This window comes from Aeromicrobium sp. (assembly GCF_049586495.1).
Lineage (GTDB): Bacteria > Actinomycetota > Actinomycetes > Propionibacteriales > Nocardioidaceae > Aeromicrobium.
In genome coordinates this window covers 1-20,036 of record NZ_JBAVCB010000174.1, presented here as the reverse complement: position 1 = coordinate 20,036, position 20,036 = coordinate 1, and the positions used below count along the sequence as shown (strand labels likewise).

Sequence of the window (20,036 nt, the reverse complement as noted above, 5' to 3'; positions counted from 1 at the left end):
TCTTCACTTACGCCAGGTCGTCGAGCTCGCGGAGCGCCTCGCGAGCCCGCCGTAGTCGGGTGGCCTCATCGCTTTCCCACCACCGGGGTCCGCGCTCACCGAGGCCGTGCTTGGCCAGGTTGACTCGTCGCCGTGCTACCGCCTCGCCCTCTTCATCGCCATGACGCTTCGCGGTGCGAACGCCCGAGCGGCCCTGCCCCAGGTGCGAAGTCAAAGCTTCGACCACATCGCTGGGAAGACTCGGGTCGGTACGACGCCAGCGTCGTCCGTCGATGATGAGCCAACGGGAGGCGTCTTCGTCGTCGGGTTCGGTCATGGGTAGATCGCACCGCACCAACGCGAATAACGCCAGTCGTTGGTCGGTGTTCCGTCCGGGACGGGGCACCAAACCCATCCTGAACTGCGGTGATGCTGAGAGCGGACGACAGGACACCGCAAGATCTGCTCGAAAGGCGCGTCCAGCGGTAACGGTGTTCGTGCAGGTCAGCGCCGTTCTGTGCTGTTGCGGCGGGCCGAAGTGACGACGTCTAGTTGCCGGTCGCGGCCACTATCGGAGGTTACGTGCCTGTACTTCCGGCACGTTCCGGCACGACAACAGTCCGGTGGCGGCGAAGGAGCCATTGGACTGCCGGGTAGCCGGTCGAGAGGCCGACGATGACACCCATCTGCATGAGGAACCAGAAGGTGCCCTCGTCGACTGGTGGCATCAGGTCGTTGAAGTGGAGCAGCAGCATCCAGCCGACCATGCCGACGTCGAAGGCGGCAACGGTGATGAAGGCAGCCGCCACCGCGGCCCCGATCGAGATGCCGCGTCTACGACCGGCAAACTGGCCACTGCTGGCTACTCGCTCGTAGATCGCCAACATGACGACGGCAAGGACGGCGATGAGAAGCATCATCGGCCACATCGCCAGCCCAGCGATGGTCCAGCCGACCGCAACGACAAGTGGTACCGCGATCAGATGTGCCACCGCGGATGCTCCTCCGCCGGGAAGCACCGCGACCGCCGTGCTCTCGGCCTCGCCAGTGCTGTCGGCGGCGTTGGCCGCAGTGGTGAGATCGGCGCGACCGTGACGCAGATAAGCCGCGATAGCGAGGGGGCCGAGGTAGAGCGCAGAGGTGATCCACACCAGTTCTGTGGCGACACTGAGATGTCGTCGGCGCAGCAGATAGATGTCAGAAGCGATGAAAGCGACGCAAACCAGTGACATGGTGATGTACGTCCAGGCGACCGGAGTGAGCCAGTCGGGGACTGCGGAGCTCATCGGCATGTCCATGACTGGCAATCCTCGTGATCAGGGGTGCTGCCTCAGGTGCGGTGCTGGCAGCGACGGGCGGGACACTGGAAGATTACCCGGACAACCACGAGCCAGCCCGCCCAACTGCCAGGTGGTCATGAGGTCGGGACTCCCGGAGAGATCCGGCACGACAGCCGGCACATGACGCTCGGTGTTCCGTCCGGGACGGGGTACCAGACCCATCCTGACCTGCGGTGATGCTGAGAGCGGACGACGAGACTCGAACTCGCAACATTCTGCTTGGAAGGCAGAGACTCTACCAATTGAGTTACGTCCGCACGCGGCTCGACCGTGCGGCCTCACCAGCGGTTCCATGATGCCACATCAGGTAGTGACGAGGATGTCCGCATGGGTGCGGGTCAGCTCGCGGGCGAAGTGTCGGCGCTCCTGCTCGGCCCAGGTGTGCCACCACGGCGCGAAGGTGTCGCCGTCACGTGCCATCGCACGGGCGTGACGCACGTCGGCGGGCGCGTCGACCCATACCACCAGGCTGAGAAATGGTCGGATCACCGCGGCGGCCGCGCCCACACCTTCTACGACGATCAGCGGCCGCGGCACGAGGCGGACCGTGCCACCGGGTCGATGCTGCTCCCAGTCCCATCCGTCGGCCGACGCATCCCTGCCCGTCGCGACCGCAGCCAGCATCTCGGCGACGACAGGGGGAGTGGCGTCAAGTCCGAGCCATCCGGGATACAGATCCTCGAGATGAAGGACGGCGGTGTCTGGCGATCCGTGCCAGCAGGCCGCCAGATCGGTCTTGCCGGCGCCGCTGGGACCGTCGATCGCGATCACGCGACCTGCTCCGCAGACCGGCTCTCGCTGCCGGGCGGCGGCGGTCACGGCCGTGGCGATCGCGTCGTACGACATGCGACCAGTGTGGCAGTCGGGGTGTGTGAGCAACCCAGCCCGCATGACGTTCGCTCGCCAAGGCAATTCGTGGATGGTCGACGAGCCGCAGAGCCGTACGGCTTCCTGCGCCGATCTGAAGATCGAGGACCACACGGATCGCTCGGTCGTCGACGGCAACGCACCCCGGTGACCCGAGCTCCCTCAGCGCCGGCGCCGTCCCCCTCGGCGACCACGGGGATCAGCCCCTCCTAGTAGTCCCACGGCAGGCCACTACAGTGGGTCCGTCACGGGATGTGGCGCAGCTTGGTAGCGCATCCGCTTTGGGAGCGGAGGGTCGCAGGTTCGAATCCTGTCATCCCGACCAATTTCCGTCCGGTTGCAGGCTCGTGAGAGACTGAAATCTGGCTGATTTAGGCCCATCCGCCGCGCCGACGCGGCCCCCACATCGTCGATTTCCAGGAGTCCTGTCACGTGAAGAGCACGACCGAAACTCTCAGCCCCACCCGGGTCAAGCTCACCATCGAGGTGCCGTTCGAGGAGTTCGAGACGAGTCTTCAGGCCGCCTACAAGACCATCGGCGCCCAGATCACGATCCCCGGCTTCCGCAAGGGAAAGGTGCCTGCCGCCATCGTCGACCAGCGAGTCGGCCGCAGTGCGGTTCTTGACGAAGCGATCAACTCGGCTCTGCCCGGCTGGTACTCCTCGGCTCTTCAGGAGACCAACCTCCAGCCGCTGAGCCAGCCCGACATCGACCTGGCCAAGTTCGTCGACGGTGAACCCATCGAGGTCACGGCCGAGCTGGACGTCCGCCCGGAGATCGATCTGCCGGACCTCTCCACCATCTCGGTGACCGTCGCCGACGCCACGGTGTCCGACGATGACATCGATGAGCAGATCACTGCGCTGCGCGAGCGGTTCGCCACCTTCACCGAGGTCGAGCGCCCCGCGCAGGCCGGCGACTCAGTCACCGTCGACCTGTCCGCCGCCAGCAAGGACGGCACCCAGATCGAGGAGGCCCAGGCGGCCGGCATGCCGTACGTCATCGGCAAGGCCACCATGCTCGACGGTCTCGATGAGACGCTCACCGGCATGGAGAAGGGTGCCACGGCGACCTTCAGCACCACACTGGTCGGCGGCGACCGCAAGGGCGAAGAGGTCGACGTCACGGTCGTCCTGCAGGACGTCAAGGAACAGCACCTTCCTGATCTGGATGAGGACTTCGCCCAGATGGCGTCGGAGTTCGACACCGTCGAGGAGCTGCGCGCGGACCTTTCCGAGCGGGTGACCCGCGGCAAGCGCATGGAGCAGGCCGCTGAAGCCCGCGATCTCGTGCTGGAGCAGCTCGTCGAGCAGATCGACGCCCCGCTGCCCGAGACCCTCGTCACCGAGGAGATCGCCAGCCGTCGTCAGCAGATCGAGCAGCAGATCGCGCAGATCGGCATGACGTTCGAGGCCTACCTCGACGACGAGGAGCAGACCGCCGACGAGTTCGAGGCCGAGCTGGAGAAGCGCGTGCGCGACTCGCTGGTCGCGCAGTTCGTGCTCGACCAGGTCGTGGCCACCGAGGAGTTCGGCATCGACGACAACGAGCTGAGCCAGCACATCATGCGTCGGGCCCAGCAGTCCGGTGAGGACCCCAACTCCTACATCCAGCACATCATGGAGCACAACCACGTGCCCGAGATGGTGAGCGAGGTCTTGCGCGGCAAGGCACTGGCCTCGTTGGTCGAGGGCGCTCAGGTCACGGACGCGTCGGGCACGTCCATCGACCTGTCGAAGTTGCAGGCCGACGGCACGATCAGTGACGACATCGCTGACGTCAGTGCCGCTGGAGACGAAGCAGAGGCACCGACCAAAGCCTGAAGAACAACTGTGAGTTCGGACTCCTTCGGCCCGGCACAGTTCCCTTCGTCATCAGATACCGGCAGCATGGTGGCATGCCCACCGAGCCCGCACGCACGACCGACGTCGCTGCCCTCGCGCTCGAGTACGGTGATCGGCTGATCGTCGGGTCGGTCCGCGAGATGCATCACGCCATCTCGTCGCGCGCCTTCGGTGCCACGCGTCTGATCGGCAGCCGTGTGCCAGAATCCCTGCACGATGCCGTGGTCACGTCGTTCTACGGAGCGATTTCCGGCGGGCTGCGGGTCGGCGGCGCGGCAGTCCGATCGCTCGCCAGCCGCGGGGTGGGCCGTCCAGTCGAGGACAGTCCGCGTGGTCGGCTGGTCGTCGCGGCCATCAACGGGCTGATCGGCGACGAGTTGCGCATGCTCGACGATCCGCAGGCCATCACGATGGCGGTTCGGGTCGACGGCTCGGACGTGCCGGTCACCTCATGGCCGTTGTCCGAAGCGTTCCGTGGGGCCGGTGGCCACCCCGTGATCTTCCTGCACGGCTTGTGCGAGAACGATGAGTCGTGGGAGAACTACTCGAAGCAGCACGGCACCAGCTATGCGCAGCGCATCGCCGCCGAGACCGATGGCACACCGGTGATGATCCGGTACAACACCGGGCTGCACATCTCCGAGAACGGCAAGCACCTCGACCAGCTGATCCGCCGTCTCGTCGACTCCTGGCCCGTCGCGGTCACCCGGATCACCTTGGTCGGTCATTCGATGGGCGGTTTGGTCGCTCGCGCCGCGACCAATCACGCCACGGCAGCCGGGGAGTCGTGGCAGCACATGGTGCGTGACGTCATCTGCCTCGGCACCCCTCACGCCGGAGCCGCGCTGGAGAAGGCAGCTCACGTGGGCTCACGCCTGTTGCGCTTCTGGCCCGAATCCCGACCGTTCAGTGGCATCCTCGAGAGCCGGTCGGCCGGCATCACCGACCTGCGCCACGGCTACATCTCTGCTGCGGAGTGGGAAGGTCAAGACCTCACCGTCCAGTGGGGCCTCGATCGCATCGCGGCTGCACCCCTGGCGCACGCTGAGTACCACTTCGTCGCCTCCACCCTCGGCGCCTCTCAAGGGCATCCGTTCAGCGCTGTTCTCGGTGACCTGCTGGTGCACTTCTCCTCGGCCACCGGGGTCGGTCGCCAGGGTGCGATCGTCGACGGTGCCAGATTCGAGTACCTCCCCAGCGCGCACCACTTCGCGCTGCTCAATCACCCACGGGTCGGCGACTGGCTGGTCACGTGGATCAACGAGCGCACGCAGTCGCCGCGTGCTCTCCCAGCCCCGAAGCAGGCCTGATGAGCAACCAACCCGCCCGTGAAGCATCCATCGTCCTCGATGCGCCGCCGGCCGAGGTCTGGGCCGCGGTCACGGATCTCACAGCAATGCGCCGCCGCAGCCCTGAGCTGGTCGGCATGTGGTTGATGGGTGCCCCGAAGGTCGGTCGACGTGGCATCAACCTGAACCGCCGCAAGGGCTTCTTCTGGCCGACCACCAGCCGCATCTCGCAGTGGCTGCCACCCACCGCCACCTCGGATGGCGTGTTCGGCTTCGAGGTGTGGCCTTCACGGGTCGAGTGGTCCTATGAAGTCGCTCCGGACGGCACGGGCACGCGGTTGACCGAGCGCCGCTCAGCAGTGATCGACCCCAATCTCGTCGTCAGAGCTACGGCAAAGCTGGCCCTGGGAGGCGCCGACGGCCACGACGCCGAGCTGCAGGACGGCATGCACGCCACACTCGCCGCCATCCAGAGCGAGCTCAGCGGTCAACGAGCGTGAGCTCGAACTGGTAGAGCGCGGGACGGTAGGCATGCCGGCCGAATTCCACCGCGCGACCTCCGTCGTCGTAGGCGGTGCGCTGCATGGTGAGCAGCGGTGCGTTGCGGCGCTCGTTCAACAAGGTCGCCTCGCGCGTGCTGGCCTGGCGCGCGCTGATGCGCTGCTTGGCGACTCTCATGGTGATGCCGGCGCGGCGCATCGCCGAGTACAACCCCTCTGACTCGAAGTCGACCGTGCTGAGGTCCATGGCGTCGACCGGCAGGTAGTTGCGCATCAGTGCCAGCGGTTGCGCACCGATGAAGCGCACCCGCTCGACCATCCAGACCTCGGCACCGACCACGGCTTGCAGTTCGAGTGCTACTTCTTCGTCGGCCGCCTCGCGGCCCAGCGACAACAGCTGGGTGCGCGGGTCCTGGCCGGCGCTCGCAAGATCGTCGTGAAGGCTGGTCAGCTCGACGGACCGGCGCACTGTGCCGTGGACCACCTGGGTTCCGACATCGCGCTTTCGCACCAGCATTCCTTTGTCGACCAGTACCTGGATGGCCTGACGCATCGTGGGGCGGGACAGGCCCAGGCCATGCGCCAGTGCCACCTCGTTCTCGATGCGATCGCCAGGCGCAAGCTCGCCAGATCGAATGGCTCGCTCGATCTGCTCTGCCACCTGGAAGTACAAGGGGATCGGGCTGGAACGATCCAGGATGATGTCGGGGTGACCGGGCATGGTCACAATCTGGTCGACCAACCGGACTTCGTCAATATGTCAGGACAAATACTTGACAAGGCAATGTGAGTCGAAGCACACTCGCCACGAGCACCAAGATGGTGCCGTCTTCATCAGGTGAAAGGCCGTACGTCATGACTGCCACTGCGTCATCCCCTTCGCGCCGGGTCGACCGCATCGCCGGCGCTCCTATCTCCTGGGGCGTGTGCGAAGTGCCACAATGGGGCTACCAGCTGCCCGCGGACCGGGTCATGACGGAGATGCGCGAGCTGGGTCTCGCCGCCACAGAGTTCGGTCCCGACGGTTTTCTTCCCGAGGCGCCAGGTGAAAAGGCCGAGTTCCTGCGCGGCTACGACCTGCGCGCGGTCGGAGGGTTCCTGCCCGTCCTGCTGCACGACGCCGACCATGATCCGATGCCAGAGGTTGAGGCATTCATCGACGGTTGTGTGGCCTCCAGCGCCGACGTGATGGTGCTGGCGGCCTCGACCGGCGTCGAGGGCTACGACGCCCGTCCGGTTCTTGACGACCGTCAATGGAAGACCATGCTGAACAATCTCGACCGGATCAGTGACCGAGCTGTCGATCGTGGCGTCGTGGCGACCATTCACCCACACATCGGGACGATGGTGGAGAACGCCGAGGACGTGCAAAGGGTCCTCGACGGGTCGAACATCCGCCTCTGTGTGGACACCGGCCATCTGGCGGCAGCCGGCGCCGACCCGGTCGCGATCACCTTGGCCAACCTCGACCGCGTCGGGCACGTGCACCTGAAGGACGTCGACGACGCGAGAGCAGCCGAGGTGGTGGCCGGCGAGGTGACGTTCTCCAGCGCCGTTCGCGACGGGATGTGGACAGTTCTGGGCGAGGGATCGGTGGACGTCGCCGCCATGATCGACGCACTCGAGAGCCACGGGTACACCGGCTGGTACGTGCTCGAGCAGGACCTGATGCTGTCTGGCGAACCTGCGGGCATCGGACCCAAGGCAGACGTACAGAAGTGCCTCGACTACGTGAGGGCGCGGCTGGCATGAGTCTGACGAGCACGCCGTACGACCTCATCACCATGGGCCGCGTCGGCATCGACGTGTACCCCGAGCAGGTAGGTGTGGGTCTGGAGGAGGTCAGTTCGTTCGGAAAGTTCCTGGGCGGAAGCTCTACCAACGTGGCGGTCGCGGCGGCCAGACTGGGACATCGCGCGGCCACGATCACCCGCACAGGCGATGATCCGTTTGGCCGATTCGTGCATCAGGCTCTGCGGGCCTACGGGGTGGATGATCAGTGGGTCCTTCCCGTCGGGGGCCTTCAGACTCCCGTCGTCTTCTGCGAGATCTTCCCGCCGGACGACTTCCCGCTGTACTTCTATCGCGGCCCCAAGGCGCCCGACCTGCACATCAGCCCCGACGATCTTGACTACGACGCCATCCGTGCAGCCGAGGTCTTCTGGGTGACCGTGACGGGCTTGTCACAGTCACCGAGCCGCGAAGCGCATCTGGCAGCACTCGAGGCACGGTCCGGCAGGGCTCGCCGGGACGGGTGCGTCACGATCCTTGACCTCGACTATCGCCCGATGTTCTGGGATTCGCCCGCGGCCGCCACCGAGCAGATCGAACAGGCGCTGCCGCACGTGACTGTTGCGGTCGGCAACAAGGAGGAGTGCGCAGTGGCCACGGGTGAGTCCGAGCCAGCATCAGCCGCCACGGCACTGCTCGACGCCGGAGTCGAGCTGGCTGTCGTCAAGCAGGGCCCGCTGGGCGTGCTGGGCGTTCGCGGCGATGAGTCGGTCGTGGTGCCGCCGATGCCCGTGGAGGTCGTGAATGGGCTCGGCGCTGGCGATGCGTTCGGTGGTGCCCTGGTGCATGGCCTGCTCACCGGTGCCTCGCTCACCGAGCTGCTTGCCGGCGCGAACGCCGCTGGTTCCTACGTCGCTGGGCAGCTGTCGTGCTCCGATGCCATGCCGACGGCCGCCCAGCTGTCGGCCTACCTCGCCGAGGGAGCTGCTCGATGAGCGCCACTGTCACGTCTGACGACATCCGCAAGATCGTCGATCTTCGCGCCGCCCATCCCGATCGTGTCGCCGAGCTCGCCGCGTCGCGTCGGCAGCCGAGCGGACTGGCCGGTCAGACGGGTCGGCTGATGCTGATCGCGACCGACCATCCGGCTCGCGGCGCGTTGCGTGCTGGCGGGAATGCGCTGGCCATGGGGAACCGCACCGAGCTGCTCGACCGGATCTGTCGGGCGCTTGACCGGCCCGGTGTGGATGGTTTCCTCGGGACCGCCGACCTGATCGAAGATCTGCTGATCCTCGGGGCTCTGGAGGGCAAGGTCGTCATCGCCTCGATGAACCGTGGCGGGCTGGCGGGCACCTCCTTCGAGATCGACGACCGCTTCACGGCCTATCAGGCTCCGGAGATCGCTGCGGCCGGCTATCAAGGCGGCAAGATGCTGTTCCGCATCGACCCCCGCGACCCCGCCACCGTGTCGACCATGCAGGCTTGTGCGCGGGCTGTCGATGCACTCGCGCAGGAGAAGCTGATGGCCATGGTCGAGCCGTTCATCTCCTATCGCGACGAGAACGGCCGCATCCGCAACGATCTGTCGACCGAGGCCGTCGTGCGTTCGGCCACAGTAGCCGCAGGACTGGCCAGCACCTCGGCCCGCACGTGGCTGAAGTTGCCCGTCATCGATGACATGGAGGCCGTGCTCGGCTCGACGACGCTGCCGGTGCTGCTGCTCGGAGGCGAGGTCGCAGCCGATCAGGAAGCGCAGTTCGCGGCGTGGTCCAAGGCGCTTTCGAGTCCCATGGTCAAGGGCATGGTCGTGGGTCGTTCCTTGCTGTTCCCGCCGAACGGCAGTGTCGAGGCCGCCGTCGACACCACCGTGGAGATGATGACGCGATGAGTCTCGTTCTCAAGGCAGATGCCGATGCCACGGGTCCCGTCGTGCTCGACGTGACGCCGGCCTCGGCCGGCTGGACTCACAGCGGGTTGGTCGTCGTGCTGCTCGCCGCGGGGGAGTCCTACTCGCTCGCGACACGTGACACCGAGGCGATGGTGCTGTCCTTGAGCGGCGGAGCCGTGATCACGGTCGACGACACGTCATTCGATCTGCTGGGCCGCGAGAACGTCTTCTCCGGACCCAGCGACATCGTCTACGTCCCGCGTGACGCCCAGCTCACCGTCGCCAGCGCCGGCGGCGGACGGTTCGCCATCTGCACCGCGGTGTGCGTCAACCGACTCGAGGCCGCACACCTGCCGGCCACCGACGTTCCTGTCGAGCTGCGAGGAGCCGGCCAGGCCAGCCGGAAGGTCAACAACTTCGGAGTTCCAGGGGTGCTGGAGGCCGATCGACTGATCTGCTGCGAGGTCGTCACGCCGGGCGGCAACTGGTCGTCGTGGCCCCCGCACAAGCACGACGAGGAGCGCGAGGGCGAGACCCAGCTCGAGGAGATCTACTACTTCGAGGTGCAATCCGGCCCCGCGGGACCTGGCATGGGTTTCCAACGCGTCTACGGCCATGACCACGCCGACATCGACATCTCGACCGAAGTCCGCACCGGCGACGTCGTGCTCATCCCGCACGGCTGGCACGGCCCGTCGATGGCGGCCCCCGGCTACGACCTGTACTACTTGAACGTGATGGCCGGCCCCGGCGTCGAGCGGTCGTGGCTGATCTGCGACGACCCCGCCCACAGCTGGATCCGCGGGACCTGGGACGGACAGCCCGTCGACCCCCGACTCACATCTGGAGCAGACGCATGACCGTGTTGACCGTCGCACAGGCAACCGTGCGATTCCTGGAGGCCCAACACGTCGAACGTGACGGCCGCGAGACGCCATTCTTCGCCGGCTGCTGGGGCATCTTCGGTCATGGGAACGTCGCGGGCGTCGGACAGGCGCTGCTGGAGCGTGAGCAGTCCGGCGACCCGTCCCATCTCCGGTTCTTCCACGGCCGCAACGAGCAGGCCATGGTGCACGCCGCCGTGGCGTACGCCCGTCAGCGCGACCGACTGGCGGCGATGGCCGTCACCGCGTCGGTCGGCCCCGGCGCCACCAACATGGTCACGGGTGCCGCGCTGGCCACGATCAACCGGTTGCCGGTGCTGTTGCTGCCCGGCGACACCTTCGCGACCCGCGTCGCGAGCCCCGTGCTGCAGGAGCTGGAGAGCACCCAGGCCGGGGACGTGTCGGTCAACGACGTCTTTCGTCCCGTCTCGGTGCACTTCGACCGCATCAGCCGGCCCGAGCAGCTTGCTTCGGCGCTGCTGCACGCCATCAGAATCCTGACCGATCCGGCCGAGACCGGCGCCGTCACGCTGGCGCTGCCGCAGGATGTGCAGGCAGAGGCGTTCGACTTCCCCGAGGCACTGTTCGCCAAGCGGGTCTGGCACGTGGCTCGTCCGGTTCCGGAGCCTGCGGCCCTTGAGCGGGCCGTTGCCGTGATCAGGTCCGCACGCCAGCCTCTGATCGTCGCGGGCGGCGGGGTCACGTACGCGCAGGCCAATGACGCGCTCGAGGCCTTCGCCGAGGCGACCGGCATCCCGGTGGCCGAGTCGCAGGCCGGGAAGGGCGCGCTGCGGTACGACCACTCGCAGTCGGTCGGCGCCATCGGCGCCACGGGTACCTCGGCGGCGAACGCTCTGGCGGAGGAGGCGGATGTCGTCATCGGCATCGGCACTCGGTTCAGCGACTTCACCACGGCCTCACGGACGCTGTTCCAGAATCCCGCGGTGCAATTCGTGAATCTCAATGTCTCGGCCTTCGACACCCACAAGCACGCCGCCGTCAGCCTCGTGGCCGACGCACGGGAGGGCCTCCATGCTCTGACCGCAGCACTCGACGGGTGGGCCGCTGACGCCGCGCACACGGCCCGGGCCATCGAACTCGCGCGAGAATGGGATGCGGTCGTCGAGAAGGCTTACGCAGGCGACGGCGCTCCGTCGGTCGCCGACGGACTCGCGATCCAGAGCCAGGTCATCGGAGCGGTCAACGAGCTGTCGAGCCCCCGTGATGTCGTGGTCTGCGCGGCCGGCTCCATGCCCGGCGACCTGCACAAGCTGTGGCGCACCCGGGACCGCAAGGGGTACCACGTCGAGTACGGCTTCTCGTGCATGGGCTACGAGATCGCCGGTGGCCTGGGAGTCAAGCTCGCGACCGTGGACGAGGATGACGATCGCGAGGTCTTCGTCATGGTCGGCGACGGTTCCTACCTGATGATGAACGCCGAGCTGGTCACCGCCGTTGCCGAGGGCATCAAGATCATCGTCATTCTGGTGCAGAACCACGGGTACGCCTCCATCGGAGCGTTGTCGGAGTCGCTCGGATCTCAGCGGTTCGGCACCTCGTACCGGTATCGCACGGCGAGCGGGCTTGACGGCGAGAAGCTTCCTGTCGACCTGGGCGCCAACGCTGCCAGCCTGGGAGCCGATGTGCTGGCAGTGTCAGGCATCGAGGATTTCCGGTCCGCGGTGCTCAGGGCCAAGGAGTCGACGCGTACCACCGTGATCCACGTCGAGACCGATCCTCTGGTCCCGGCCCCCGACAGCCCCGCGTGGTGGGACGTGCCAGTCTCCGAGGTCTCTGTCCTCCCGTCGACGCAACACGCCCGCCGCACCTACGAAAGCCACAAGACCCGCCAGCGCACTCATCTCTCGCCGGCCACCGCACCGACCTCATCCGACGAACGGGCACGCCATGACGACGTATGACCACTGGATCAACGGCATGAGTCACCAGGGCGACAGCGATCGCCTCGGCGACGTGTACGACCCAGCACGCGGTGTCGCGAAGTCGCACGTGCGACTCGCGACGACCCGCGACGTCGACGCAGCGGTCGAAGCGGCCCAGAAGGCTTTCCACACATGGAGCGAGGCGTCGGTGACAGCCCGCTCGCGGGTGATGTTCGACTTCCGTGAGCTGCTGGTGCAGCACGAAGACGAGCTGGCGGCGATCATCTCCTCCGAGCACGGCAAGACGCTCGACGATGCGCGGGGCGAGGTCGTTCGGGGCCGCGAGGTCGTTGAATTCGCGTGCGGCATCCCGCAGCTGCTGAAGGGCGACTTCAACGACCAGGTCTCCGGCGGCATTGACTCACACTCGTTCCGTCAGCCGCTGGGCGTCGTGGCCGGCATCACGCCGTTCAACTTCCCCATCATGGTTCCGTTGTGGATGCACCCGGTCGCGATCGCAGCTGGCAACACCTTCATCCTCAAGCCGTCTGAGCGGGTTCCCGGCGCCTCCGACCTGGTGGCCCGCCTCTACACCCAGGCCGGGCTTCCTGATGGCGTGTTCAACGTCGTGCACGGCGACAAGGTCGCGGTCGATGCGATCCTGCAGCACACCGGCATCGCCGGTGTCTCGTTCGTCGGCTCAACCCCCATCGCCCAGTACGTCCACGAGAACGCATCACGCACCGGCAAGCGCGTGCAAGCCCTCGGCGGCGCCAAGAACCACGCCGTCGTGATGCCGGACGCCGACCTCGACTTCGCAGCCGACCACATCGTCGCGGCCGGGTACGGCTCGGCCGGACAGCGCTGCATGGCCATCTCGGCCGTTGTCGCCGTGGGACCCGCCGCGGACACGCTGGTCGACAAGATCCACGAGCGTTCAGTCGGCCTCACGGTGTCGGTCGGCACGGACCCCGATGCTGAGATGGGCCCGGTGGTCACTCAGGCGTCTCGTGATCGCATCGTCGACTACATCGGGCAGGGGGAGACCGCTGGCGCCACGGTCGTCGTCGACGGCCGCGACCTGGTCGTCGAGGGACTGGAGGACGGCTTCTTCGTCGGCCCCTCGCTTCTTGACCACGTCACCACCGACATGTCGGTCTACACCGACGAGATCTTCGGACCCGTGCTCACCGTGCTGCGGGTTCCGACGCTGGACGCTGCCATCGAGCTGATCAACGCCAACCCGTACGGCAACGGCACAGCGGTGTTCACCTCATCAGGCGAGGTGGCACGTACCTTCCAGCGGAAGGTCCACGTGGGCATGATCGGCATCAACGTCCCGGTTCCTGTCCCGATGGCCTTCCACTCCTTCGGAGGTTGGAAGGACTCGCTCTTCGGCGACCACCACATCCATGGTCCCGAAGGCGTCAGGTTCTACACCCAACAGAAGGTGGTCACCACCCGGTGGCCGCACGTCAGCGAGGAGTCTCTCGCCCAGCTGAACTTCCCGACGGCACAATGACGCCGGGATCACCCCGAGAAATCAGAGGAACATCATGAAGAAGATCAAGATCGTCGGCGCCTTGGTGGCCGTCGGTGCGCTCCTGGCCGCCTGCAGCGGCACCGGCAAGGAAGCGGACTCCGCGAAGGACACGAAGGACCTCACCTATGCGGTCGTGACCCACGGCGCTCCCGGCGATGCATTTTGGGACCGGGTGAAGTCAGGCGCCGAGCAGGCCGGCACCGACTACGGCGTCAAGGTCAACTACAGCTCCGACGCCGATCCAGCCAAGCAGTCGCAGCTGATCGACGGCGCTGTCGCCGAGAACGTCGACGGCATCGTGGTGTCGATGGCCAACCCTGACGGACTCGAGGCCAGCATCAAGAAGGCCGTTGCCGCTGGCGTGCCGGTCATCACGATCAACTCCGGGGTCGACAAGTTCAAGGACTTCGGGGCGATCACCCACATCGGTCAGACCGAGACCATCGCGGGCGAGGCCGTGGGTGAGCGACTGAAGGCCGAAGGCCAAAAGAACGCCATCTGCGTCATCCAGGAAGCGGGCAACGTCGGCCTGGAAGAGCGTTGCCAGGCGGTCGCCGAATCGTTCGGTGGCAAGGTCGAGAATCTGCAGGTCGACGGCACTGACGACGCCGCCGTGCAGGCCACGATCACGTCCAAGCTGCAGGCCGACAAGGACATCGACACGGTCGTGACCCTCGGTGGGCAGTACGCGATCGACGCGGTGGCAGCAGTCGAGGCGTCCGGCAGCAGCGCGAAGGTCGGGACCTTCGATCTCTCCGAGGACGTCCTCAAGGCCATCCAGGCCGGGAAGGTCCTGTTCGCCGTCGACCAGCAGCCCTACGTCCAGGGATTCCTGGGTGTGACCGGCCTGTACCTGAAGTCGATCAACGGCAACGACATCGGTGGCGGGCAGCCGGTCAACTCCGGACCGGCCTTCATCACGAAGGACAACGCAGACGCGGTGCTGAAGTTCGCCACGAACGGAACCCGCTGACCTGATCCGTGGGGCCCGGTCCGCCGGGCCCCACGGCTCCTCAGCCACGACAGAACGGAGTACACGATGACCACACTCACCGTCGATGAGCGGATCTCCAGCACGTCCACCCTCGCCAAAGTGCTCAAACGGCCTGAGATCGGCGCTTTCGTGGCCGCGCTCGCCATCTTCGCCTTCTTCGCGGTCAGCACGGACGTGTTCGCCACCCCTGCCGGTGCGAGCACGTGGCTGCGCGGTGCGTCCACGATCGGCATCATGGCGGTCGCGGTGGCTCTGCTCATGATCGGCGGGGAGTTCGACCTCTCGGCCGGGGCCATCACAGGCTTCACCGGCCTGGTGGTCGGCATCCTGACCACCGAGTACGGCCTCAACATCTGGGCGGCGATTCTGGTCTCCCTGGGTCTGGCCCTCGCGGTCGGCGCCGTCAACGGCATCCTGGTGATGCGGACAGGGCTCCCCAGCTTCATCGTCACGCTGGGCACCTTCTTCGTGCTGCAGGGCATCGATCTGGCCGGAACGAAGGCCCTCATCGGGCAGGTCGCCATCCAGGGCATGTCGAACGTGCCGTACTACGACCAGGCCAAGAGTGTGTTCGGCTCGACGCTCACGATCGGTTTCGACTGGATGCCCGGGACGCGCTTTGACGGCAATCTGTCGGTGTTCGCCTCGGTGTTCTGGTGGCTCGCGGTCACGGCGGTCGCCACCTGGATCCTGCTGCGCACGCGCACCGGCAACTGGATCTTCTCGGTCGGCGGCGCCCAGCAATCGGCTCGCCAGGTGGGTGTGCCGGTTTTCAAGACCAAGGTGGGGCTGTTCATGACCACCGCGGGCGCCGGCTGGCTGGTCGGCATGCTGCTGCTGTTCTCGACGTCGACGGTCCAGAGCAACACCGGGGTCGGGCAGGAGTTCATCTACATCATCTGTGCCGTGGTCGGGGGCTGTCTGATGACCGGAGGCTACGGCTCAGCGATCGGAGCGGCTCTCGGAGCGCTCATCTACGGCATGGTCAGTCAAGGAATCGTCTACTCCGGTTGGGACAACAACTGGCTTCGGGCGTTCCTTGGAGTGATGCTCCTTGCAGCAGTGCTCCTGAACGAATGGGTTCGCAAACGAGCGGAGACGGCACGATGAGCAACCAGTCAGCGCAGACGAGCACGACGCAGAAGCCAGGGTCAGTCCCTGTCATCGAGGTGCGGGAGATCGGGAAGCGGTACGGCAACATCATCGCGCTGTGCGATGTCAGCACCTCGGTGCGGGCCGGGCAGGTCACCTGTGTCCTGGGTGACAACGGCGCTGGCAAGTCGACCTTCATCAAGATCCTTGCCGGAGCGCACCCGCATTCCGACGGTGAATTGTTGATCGACGGCCAGCCCGTCACGCTGTCCAGCCCCCGTGAGGCGCTCGACCATGGAATTGCGACGGTGTACCAGGACCTTGCTGTGGTGTCCCTCATGCCGGTCTGGCGCAACTTCTTCCTCGGCTGTGAGCTGCGGACCGGGTTCGGCCCGGCGAAGCGCATGGACATCACCACCATGAAGCGCATCACCAAGGAGGAGCTGGCCGCGATGGGCATCGACCTGCGCGACGTGGACCAGCCGATCGGCACCCTGTCCGGTGGTGAACGGCAGTGCGTCGCCATCGCGCGCGCCGTGTACTTCGGTGCCCGGGTCCTGATCCTCGACGAGCCGACTGCGGCACTCGGAGTCAAGCAGTCCGGTGTGGTGCTGAAGTACATCGCCAAGGCGCGTGAGCGCGGCTTGGGCGTCGTGTTCATCACCCACAATCCCCATCACGCGTACCCGGTGGGTGACCGGTTCATGCTGCTCCGCCGCGGCAAGAGCCTGGGCGACTTTCCCAAGACCGAGATGACCCTCGAGGATCTGACCTCCATGATGGCCGGTGGCGCGGAGCTGGAGTCGTTGGTGCACGAGCTCCAGGAGAGCCTGGGCTCGGAGTCACAGGTGGCTCAGAGGATGAATACCGTGATCGAGGCGTGATGGAGGACCTCCGGGTCGGGATCGTCGGATTCGGCTGGATGGGGCAGGTGCACGCCCGCGCCCTCGCGCGCCTGCTGCAGCACTACCCTGACGCTCCGTTGCGACCCCGCTTGGTCGCGGTCGTCGACAACGCCCCTGACGACCGCACGAAACGAGCCGCCGACGCTTTTGGCTTCGAGCACCAGCTCACCGACTGGAGCGACGTGGTGACGCACGACCAGATCGACCTGGTCTGTGTGACCGGCCCGAACTTCATCCACCGCGACGTGGCCGTCGCTGCTGCCGAGGCCGGAAAGCACCTGTGGGTGGAGAAGCCCGCTGGCCGAAGTTCAGCCGAGACGGCGGAGATCGTGGCGGCTGTCGAAGCGGCCGGGGTACAGGCGGCCGCCGGCTTCAACTACCGCAACGTACCCGCCGTCGAGCGGGCCCGCGAGATCGTGGCTGGCGGAGGCGTCGGCACCGTGGAGCACACGATCGTGCGTTTTCTCGCCGACTACTCAGCCGATCCGGATGCCGCGCTGTCGTGGCGGTTCCAGAACGCGTTCGCCGGCAGCGGCGTGCTGGGCGACCTGGTCAGTCATGCGGTCGACCTGGTGCAGCACGTGGTCGCTCCGATCGATGAGCTCGTCGTCGATCGGGCCACCTTCATCCCGCAGCGGCGCGAAGCCGTTCCTGGAGCCATGCACTACGCGAAGGGCGCCGGCGACCACGCCGCCGTCGAGAACGAGGACTACGTCAACGCGCTGTTGCGTCTGGCAGACGGTTCACGCGGTGTCCTGGAGGCGAGTCGCACGGCAGTGGGCGAGCAGAACACGTACGGATTCGAGGTGCACGGCACCGAGGGCGCAGTCGCCTGGGACTTCCGTCGCCTGAACGAGCTGCGCGTGGCGAGCGCTGCAGAGGGCAACCATCTGAATGCCTTCTACACCACGCAATACGCCGGACCTGGGGACGGAGATCTCGCGGCCTTCCAGCCGGGCACCAACAATCCGATCGGCTTCGACGACCTCAAGGTCGTGGAGGCTCGCCGTCTGGTCGAGTCGATAGCGACCGGCAAGCCGGTCGGCGCCACGATTCACGACGCTCTCGCGGCGGCCATCGTCGTGGACGCCATGCTGCAGTCCTCCGAGCAACGAAAGTGGGTCAAACTGTGACCAGCAAGCTTCGGCTGGGTGTCATCGGTGCTGGCGCCATGGGCGCCTCGCATGCTCGCACCCTCGCCACGTCAGTCCCCGGCGCCACCGTCACCCACGTGTTCGACATGGACGCTGCCCGGGCCGCGTGCATCGCCGAGGAGGTTGGCGGCGAGCCCGCCGCGTCTCCGGAGGCGCTGATCGCGGCGGTCGACGCGTTCGTCATCGCCTCGCCCGACGGCACCCACGCCGACTTGGCGATTGCTGGCATCGAGCGAGGTACGTACGTGCTCTGCGAGAAGCCGCTCGCGGTCACAGCTGGGGAGGCCCGCCGCGTGGTCGACGCCGAGATCGCGGCCGGCCGCCGATTCGTGCAGGTGGGATTCAACCGCCGATTCGACCCAGGTTTCGCTTCGCTGAAAGGCTCCATCAGCGACGGCACCCTGGGCACTGTGCGGCTGCTGCACGGCATCCACCGCAACGCCGCGAACCTCACCAGCACCGACTCGTCGACGCTGGTGACCGGCTCGATGATTCACGAGTTCGACACCTTCCGGTGGCTGCTGGATGACGAGATCGTCGCGATTCGCGTCGAGTCACCCGTGCACGACGGATTCAAGGACCCGCAGGTCGCCACGCTCTGGATGGCGGACGGGCAGATGATCACCGCAGAGGTGTTCTGCAATGCCGACTACGGATACGACGTGCGCGTGGAGGTCGTCGGCACGGGCGGCTCAGCCATGCTCGAGCCGCGCGCCCCCGTCGTGCGTCGGATCGCCGGGCAGGTCGGCAGCGCCGTGGGTAGCGATTTCGTGGATCACTTCATCGAGTCGTACCGCATCGAGCTGTCCACGTGGGCCAACGCCAGTGCGAGGGGTGAGGTCGTCGGTGCGAGCGCCTGGGACGGCTTCGTCGCCAATCTCGTGGCCGGTGCCGGTGTGACCGCGCTCGGCTCCGGCCGGCGTGAGCCGGTCGACGTCCCGGATCGCCCTGAGTTGTACGGCGGCTGAGATGTCGTTCACCCTCGCGATCTGTTCGGAGATGGTCTACACCGGGCTGCCGCACCTCGAGCGGGTCGAACGCATCCACTCCGCCGGATTCGCGGTCGAGATCTGGGACTGGACGCAAAAGGATGCCGCGGCGCTGGCGGCCACCGGTGCGCAGTTCACGTCGATGACCGGATACACCACCGGTGACCTGATCACGCCAGACGGCGCCGACGACCTGGTGCGGACCATGCATCAGTCGATCCCTTTCGCACAGCAGATCGCGTGCCCTTCGCTGAACCTGCACGGCACGGGGCTCGGCGAGGGAGGTATCCCGCTGCTTCCCGTCGAGGTCGTCACAGGTGACATGTGGCTGGCAGCGGTGCGCACGCTCGAGCGGGTCGCCGAGCTGGGGGAGAGGCACGGCATCACGTGCGTGCTGGAAAACCTCAACACCCAGGTCGACCACCCCGGCACTCCATTTGGCAAGGCGGCCGACACGCTCGCACTCGTGGCAGCAGTCGGCAGCCCCCACCTGAAGATGAACCTCGATCTGTACCACGCACAGATCGGCGAAGGGAACCTCGTCGAGCTGATCCGGCGTGCCGTCCCGCACGTCGGTGAGGTGCAGGTCGCCGACGTTCCCGGCCGCTGCGAGCCAGGCACCGGTGAGGTGCGGTGGACATTCGTTGCGCAGGCGCTGGCAGAGGCCGGGTACGACGGAGTCGTGGCCATGGAGGCCTTCGCTGCCGACCCGTCGTCCGCCGGATCTGACCGTGCGCTCGAAGCCTTTCGCGCGGCCTTCACCGTCTGACCAGCGGCTTTCGTCCAGCACCGCTGATGCGCGACGCGCCCGGTCCATCGATCCCTACGCCGAGGGCGAACAGCAGCGTTTTGGCGTGTGTTCCACCACCCAGCCGTCTACTGTCGTGAGCGTGACTACTCCACAGACTCCTCAAGCCATGGCCAACGAGGCCGGGCCGTCCGATCTCGACGGACACATCTACCAGCGGCTCCTCAAGGAGCGCATCGTGTTTCTGGGATCGGAGGTTCGCGACTCCAATTCCAACGCGATCTGCGCGCAGATGTTGCTGCTGAACGCCGAGGATCCCGAGGCCGACATCTTCTTGTACATCAACAGCCCCGGCGGCTCGGTCGACTCGGGCATGGCGATCTACGACACGATGCAGTTCATCTC

The 20,036-nt window shown here is 66.5% G+C and carries 21 protein-coding genes and 2 tRNA genes; 18 read left to right on the top strand and 5 right to left on the bottom strand.

Translation table 11 applies throughout. The features are described from left to right. Positions 1–7: 7 nt before the first annotated feature. From WB508_RS09290 to WB508_RS09275, 4 genes are all read right to left on the bottom strand, one after another. Complete coding sequence (locus tag WB508_RS09290; protein ID WP_423844603.1) at positions 8–316, bottom strand: hypothetical protein; 309 nt, start codon at positions 314–316, stop codon at positions 8–10. A gap of 241 nt (positions 317–557) precedes the next feature. After that, complete coding sequence (locus WB508_RS09285; protein WP_423844602.1) at positions 558–1,277, bottom strand: DUF4396 domain-containing protein; 720 nt, start codon at positions 1,275–1,277, stop codon at positions 558–560. 226 nt (positions 1,278–1,503) lie between these two features. Continuing rightward, positions 1,504–1,576, bottom strand: a tRNA-Gly gene (locus WB508_RS09280). A gap of 46 nt (positions 1,577–1,622) precedes the next feature. Continuing rightward, positions 1,623–2,165 carry a 4-amino-4-deoxy-L-arabinose transferase gene (locus WB508_RS09275; RefSeq protein WP_423844601.1) on the bottom strand — a complete coding sequence of 181 codons (543 nt, stop codon included), beginning with the start codon at positions 2,163–2,165 and terminating at the stop codon, positions 1,623–1,625. 43 nt (positions 2,166–2,208) lie between these two features. Here WB508_RS09275 and WB508_RS09270 point away from each other — a divergent pair, with 43 nt between their 5' ends. The 5 genes from WB508_RS09270 (at position 2,209) to WB508_RS09250 (ending at position 5,820) form a co-directional block, all read left to right on the top strand. Continuing rightward, positions 2,209–2,337, top strand: coding sequence for a hypothetical protein (locus WB508_RS09270; RefSeq protein ID WP_423844600.1), 129 nt, complete (start codon positions 2,209–2,211; stop codon positions 2,335–2,337). 97 nt (positions 2,338–2,434) lie between these two features. Continuing rightward, positions 2,435–2,511 (top strand) — tRNA-Pro (locus WB508_RS09265). A gap of 107 nt (positions 2,512–2,618) precedes the next feature. Beyond that, a complete protein-coding gene (gene tig / locus WB508_RS09260; RefSeq protein WP_423844599.1) occupies positions 2,619–4,010 on the top strand; it encodes a trigger factor in 1,392 nt (463 codons plus the stop codon). Between the two features lie 74 nt (positions 4,011–4,084). Next, positions 4,085–5,341, top strand: a complete 1,257-nt coding sequence (locus WB508_RS09255) for an esterase/lipase family protein (RefSeq protein WP_423844598.1) — start codon at positions 4,085–4,087, stop codon at positions 5,339–5,341. Then, positions 5,341–5,820, top strand: coding sequence for an SRPBCC family protein (locus WB508_RS09250; protein WP_423844597.1), 480 nt, complete (start codon positions 5,341–5,343; stop codon positions 5,818–5,820). The genes WB508_RS09255 and WB508_RS09250 overlap by 1 nt, the downstream gene beginning before the upstream one ends. Here the strand turns inward: WB508_RS09250 and WB508_RS09245 are convergent. Next, a complete protein-coding gene (locus WB508_RS09245; protein ID WP_423844596.1) occupies positions 5,801–6,541 on the bottom strand; it encodes a GntR family transcriptional regulator in 741 nt (246 codons plus the stop codon). The two genes, WB508_RS09250 and WB508_RS09245, sit on opposite strands and share 20 nt — an antisense overlap. A 134-nt stretch (positions 6,542–6,675) precedes the next feature. Here WB508_RS09245 and WB508_RS09240 point away from each other — a divergent pair, with 134 nt between their 5' ends. From WB508_RS09240 to WB508_RS09180, 13 genes are all read left to right on the top strand, one after another. Continuing rightward, positions 6,676–7,572: a TIM barrel protein gene (locus WB508_RS09240; RefSeq protein ID WP_423844595.1), complete on the top strand. Its 897-nt coding sequence runs from the start codon at positions 6,676–6,678 to the stop codon at positions 7,570–7,572. Beyond that, a complete protein-coding gene (gene iolC / locus WB508_RS09235) occupies positions 7,569–8,546 on the top strand; it encodes a 5-dehydro-2-deoxygluconokinase (RefSeq protein WP_423844594.1) in 978 nt (325 codons plus the stop codon). Before WB508_RS09240 ends, iolC begins: the two co-directional genes overlap by 4 nt. Beyond that, a complete protein-coding gene (locus tag WB508_RS09230) occupies positions 8,543–9,439 on the top strand; it encodes a Cgl0159 family (beta/alpha)8-fold protein (RefSeq protein WP_423844593.1) in 897 nt (298 codons plus the stop codon). Before iolC ends, WB508_RS09230 begins: the two co-directional genes overlap by 4 nt. Beyond that, positions 9,436–10,299, top strand: coding sequence for a 5-deoxy-glucuronate isomerase (gene iolB, locus WB508_RS09225; protein ID WP_423844592.1), 864 nt, complete (start codon positions 9,436–9,438; stop codon positions 10,297–10,299). Before WB508_RS09230 ends, iolB begins: the two co-directional genes overlap by 4 nt. After that, positions 10,296–12,245: a 3D-(3,5/4)-trihydroxycyclohexane-1,2-dione acylhydrolase (decyclizing) gene (gene iolD, locus WB508_RS09220; RefSeq protein WP_423844591.1), complete on the top strand. Its 1,950-nt coding sequence runs from the start codon at positions 10,296–10,298 to the stop codon at positions 12,243–12,245. The genes iolB and iolD overlap by 4 nt, the downstream gene beginning before the upstream one ends. Beyond that, positions 12,232–13,728 carry a CoA-acylating methylmalonate-semialdehyde dehydrogenase gene (locus WB508_RS09215; RefSeq protein WP_423844590.1) on the top strand — a complete coding sequence of 499 codons (1,497 nt, stop codon included), beginning with the start codon at positions 12,232–12,234 and terminating at the stop codon, positions 13,726–13,728. Before iolD ends, WB508_RS09215 begins: the two co-directional genes overlap by 14 nt. Before the next feature lie 34 nt (positions 13,729–13,762). After that, positions 13,763–14,722, top strand: coding sequence for a substrate-binding domain-containing protein (locus WB508_RS09210; RefSeq protein WP_423844589.1), 960 nt, complete (start codon positions 13,763–13,765; stop codon positions 14,720–14,722). A 66-nt stretch (positions 14,723–14,788) separates the two neighbouring features. Then, positions 14,789–15,853 carry an ABC transporter permease gene (locus tag WB508_RS09205; protein ID WP_423844588.1) on the top strand — a complete coding sequence of 355 codons (1,065 nt, stop codon included), beginning with the start codon at positions 14,789–14,791 and terminating at the stop codon, positions 15,851–15,853. Further along, entirely contained in the window at positions 15,850–16,719 is an 870-nt protein-coding gene (locus WB508_RS09200; RefSeq protein WP_423844587.1) for an ATP-binding cassette domain-containing protein, read from the top strand. Before WB508_RS09205 ends, WB508_RS09200 begins: the two co-directional genes overlap by 4 nt. After that, positions 16,719–17,873: a Gfo/Idh/MocA family protein gene (locus WB508_RS09195; protein ID WP_423844605.1), complete on the top strand. Its 1,155-nt coding sequence runs from the start codon at positions 16,719–16,721 to the stop codon at positions 17,871–17,873. The genes WB508_RS09200 and WB508_RS09195 overlap by 1 nt, the downstream gene beginning before the upstream one ends. Further along, entirely contained in the window at positions 17,870–18,862 is a 993-nt protein-coding gene (locus WB508_RS09190; protein ID WP_423844586.1) for a Gfo/Idh/MocA family oxidoreductase, read from the top strand. The genes WB508_RS09195 and WB508_RS09190 overlap by 4 nt, the downstream gene beginning before the upstream one ends. Before the next feature lies 1 nt (position 18,863). Continuing rightward, positions 18,864–19,652: a TIM barrel protein gene (locus tag WB508_RS09185; protein ID WP_423844585.1), complete on the top strand. Its 789-nt coding sequence runs from the start codon at positions 18,864–18,866 to the stop codon at positions 19,650–19,652. Between the two features lie 148 nt (positions 19,653–19,800). Then, positions 19,801–20,036: ATP-dependent Clp protease proteolytic subunit (locus WB508_RS09180; RefSeq protein ID WP_423844604.1), on the top strand; the 236-nt coding region annotated here is incomplete at its 3' end.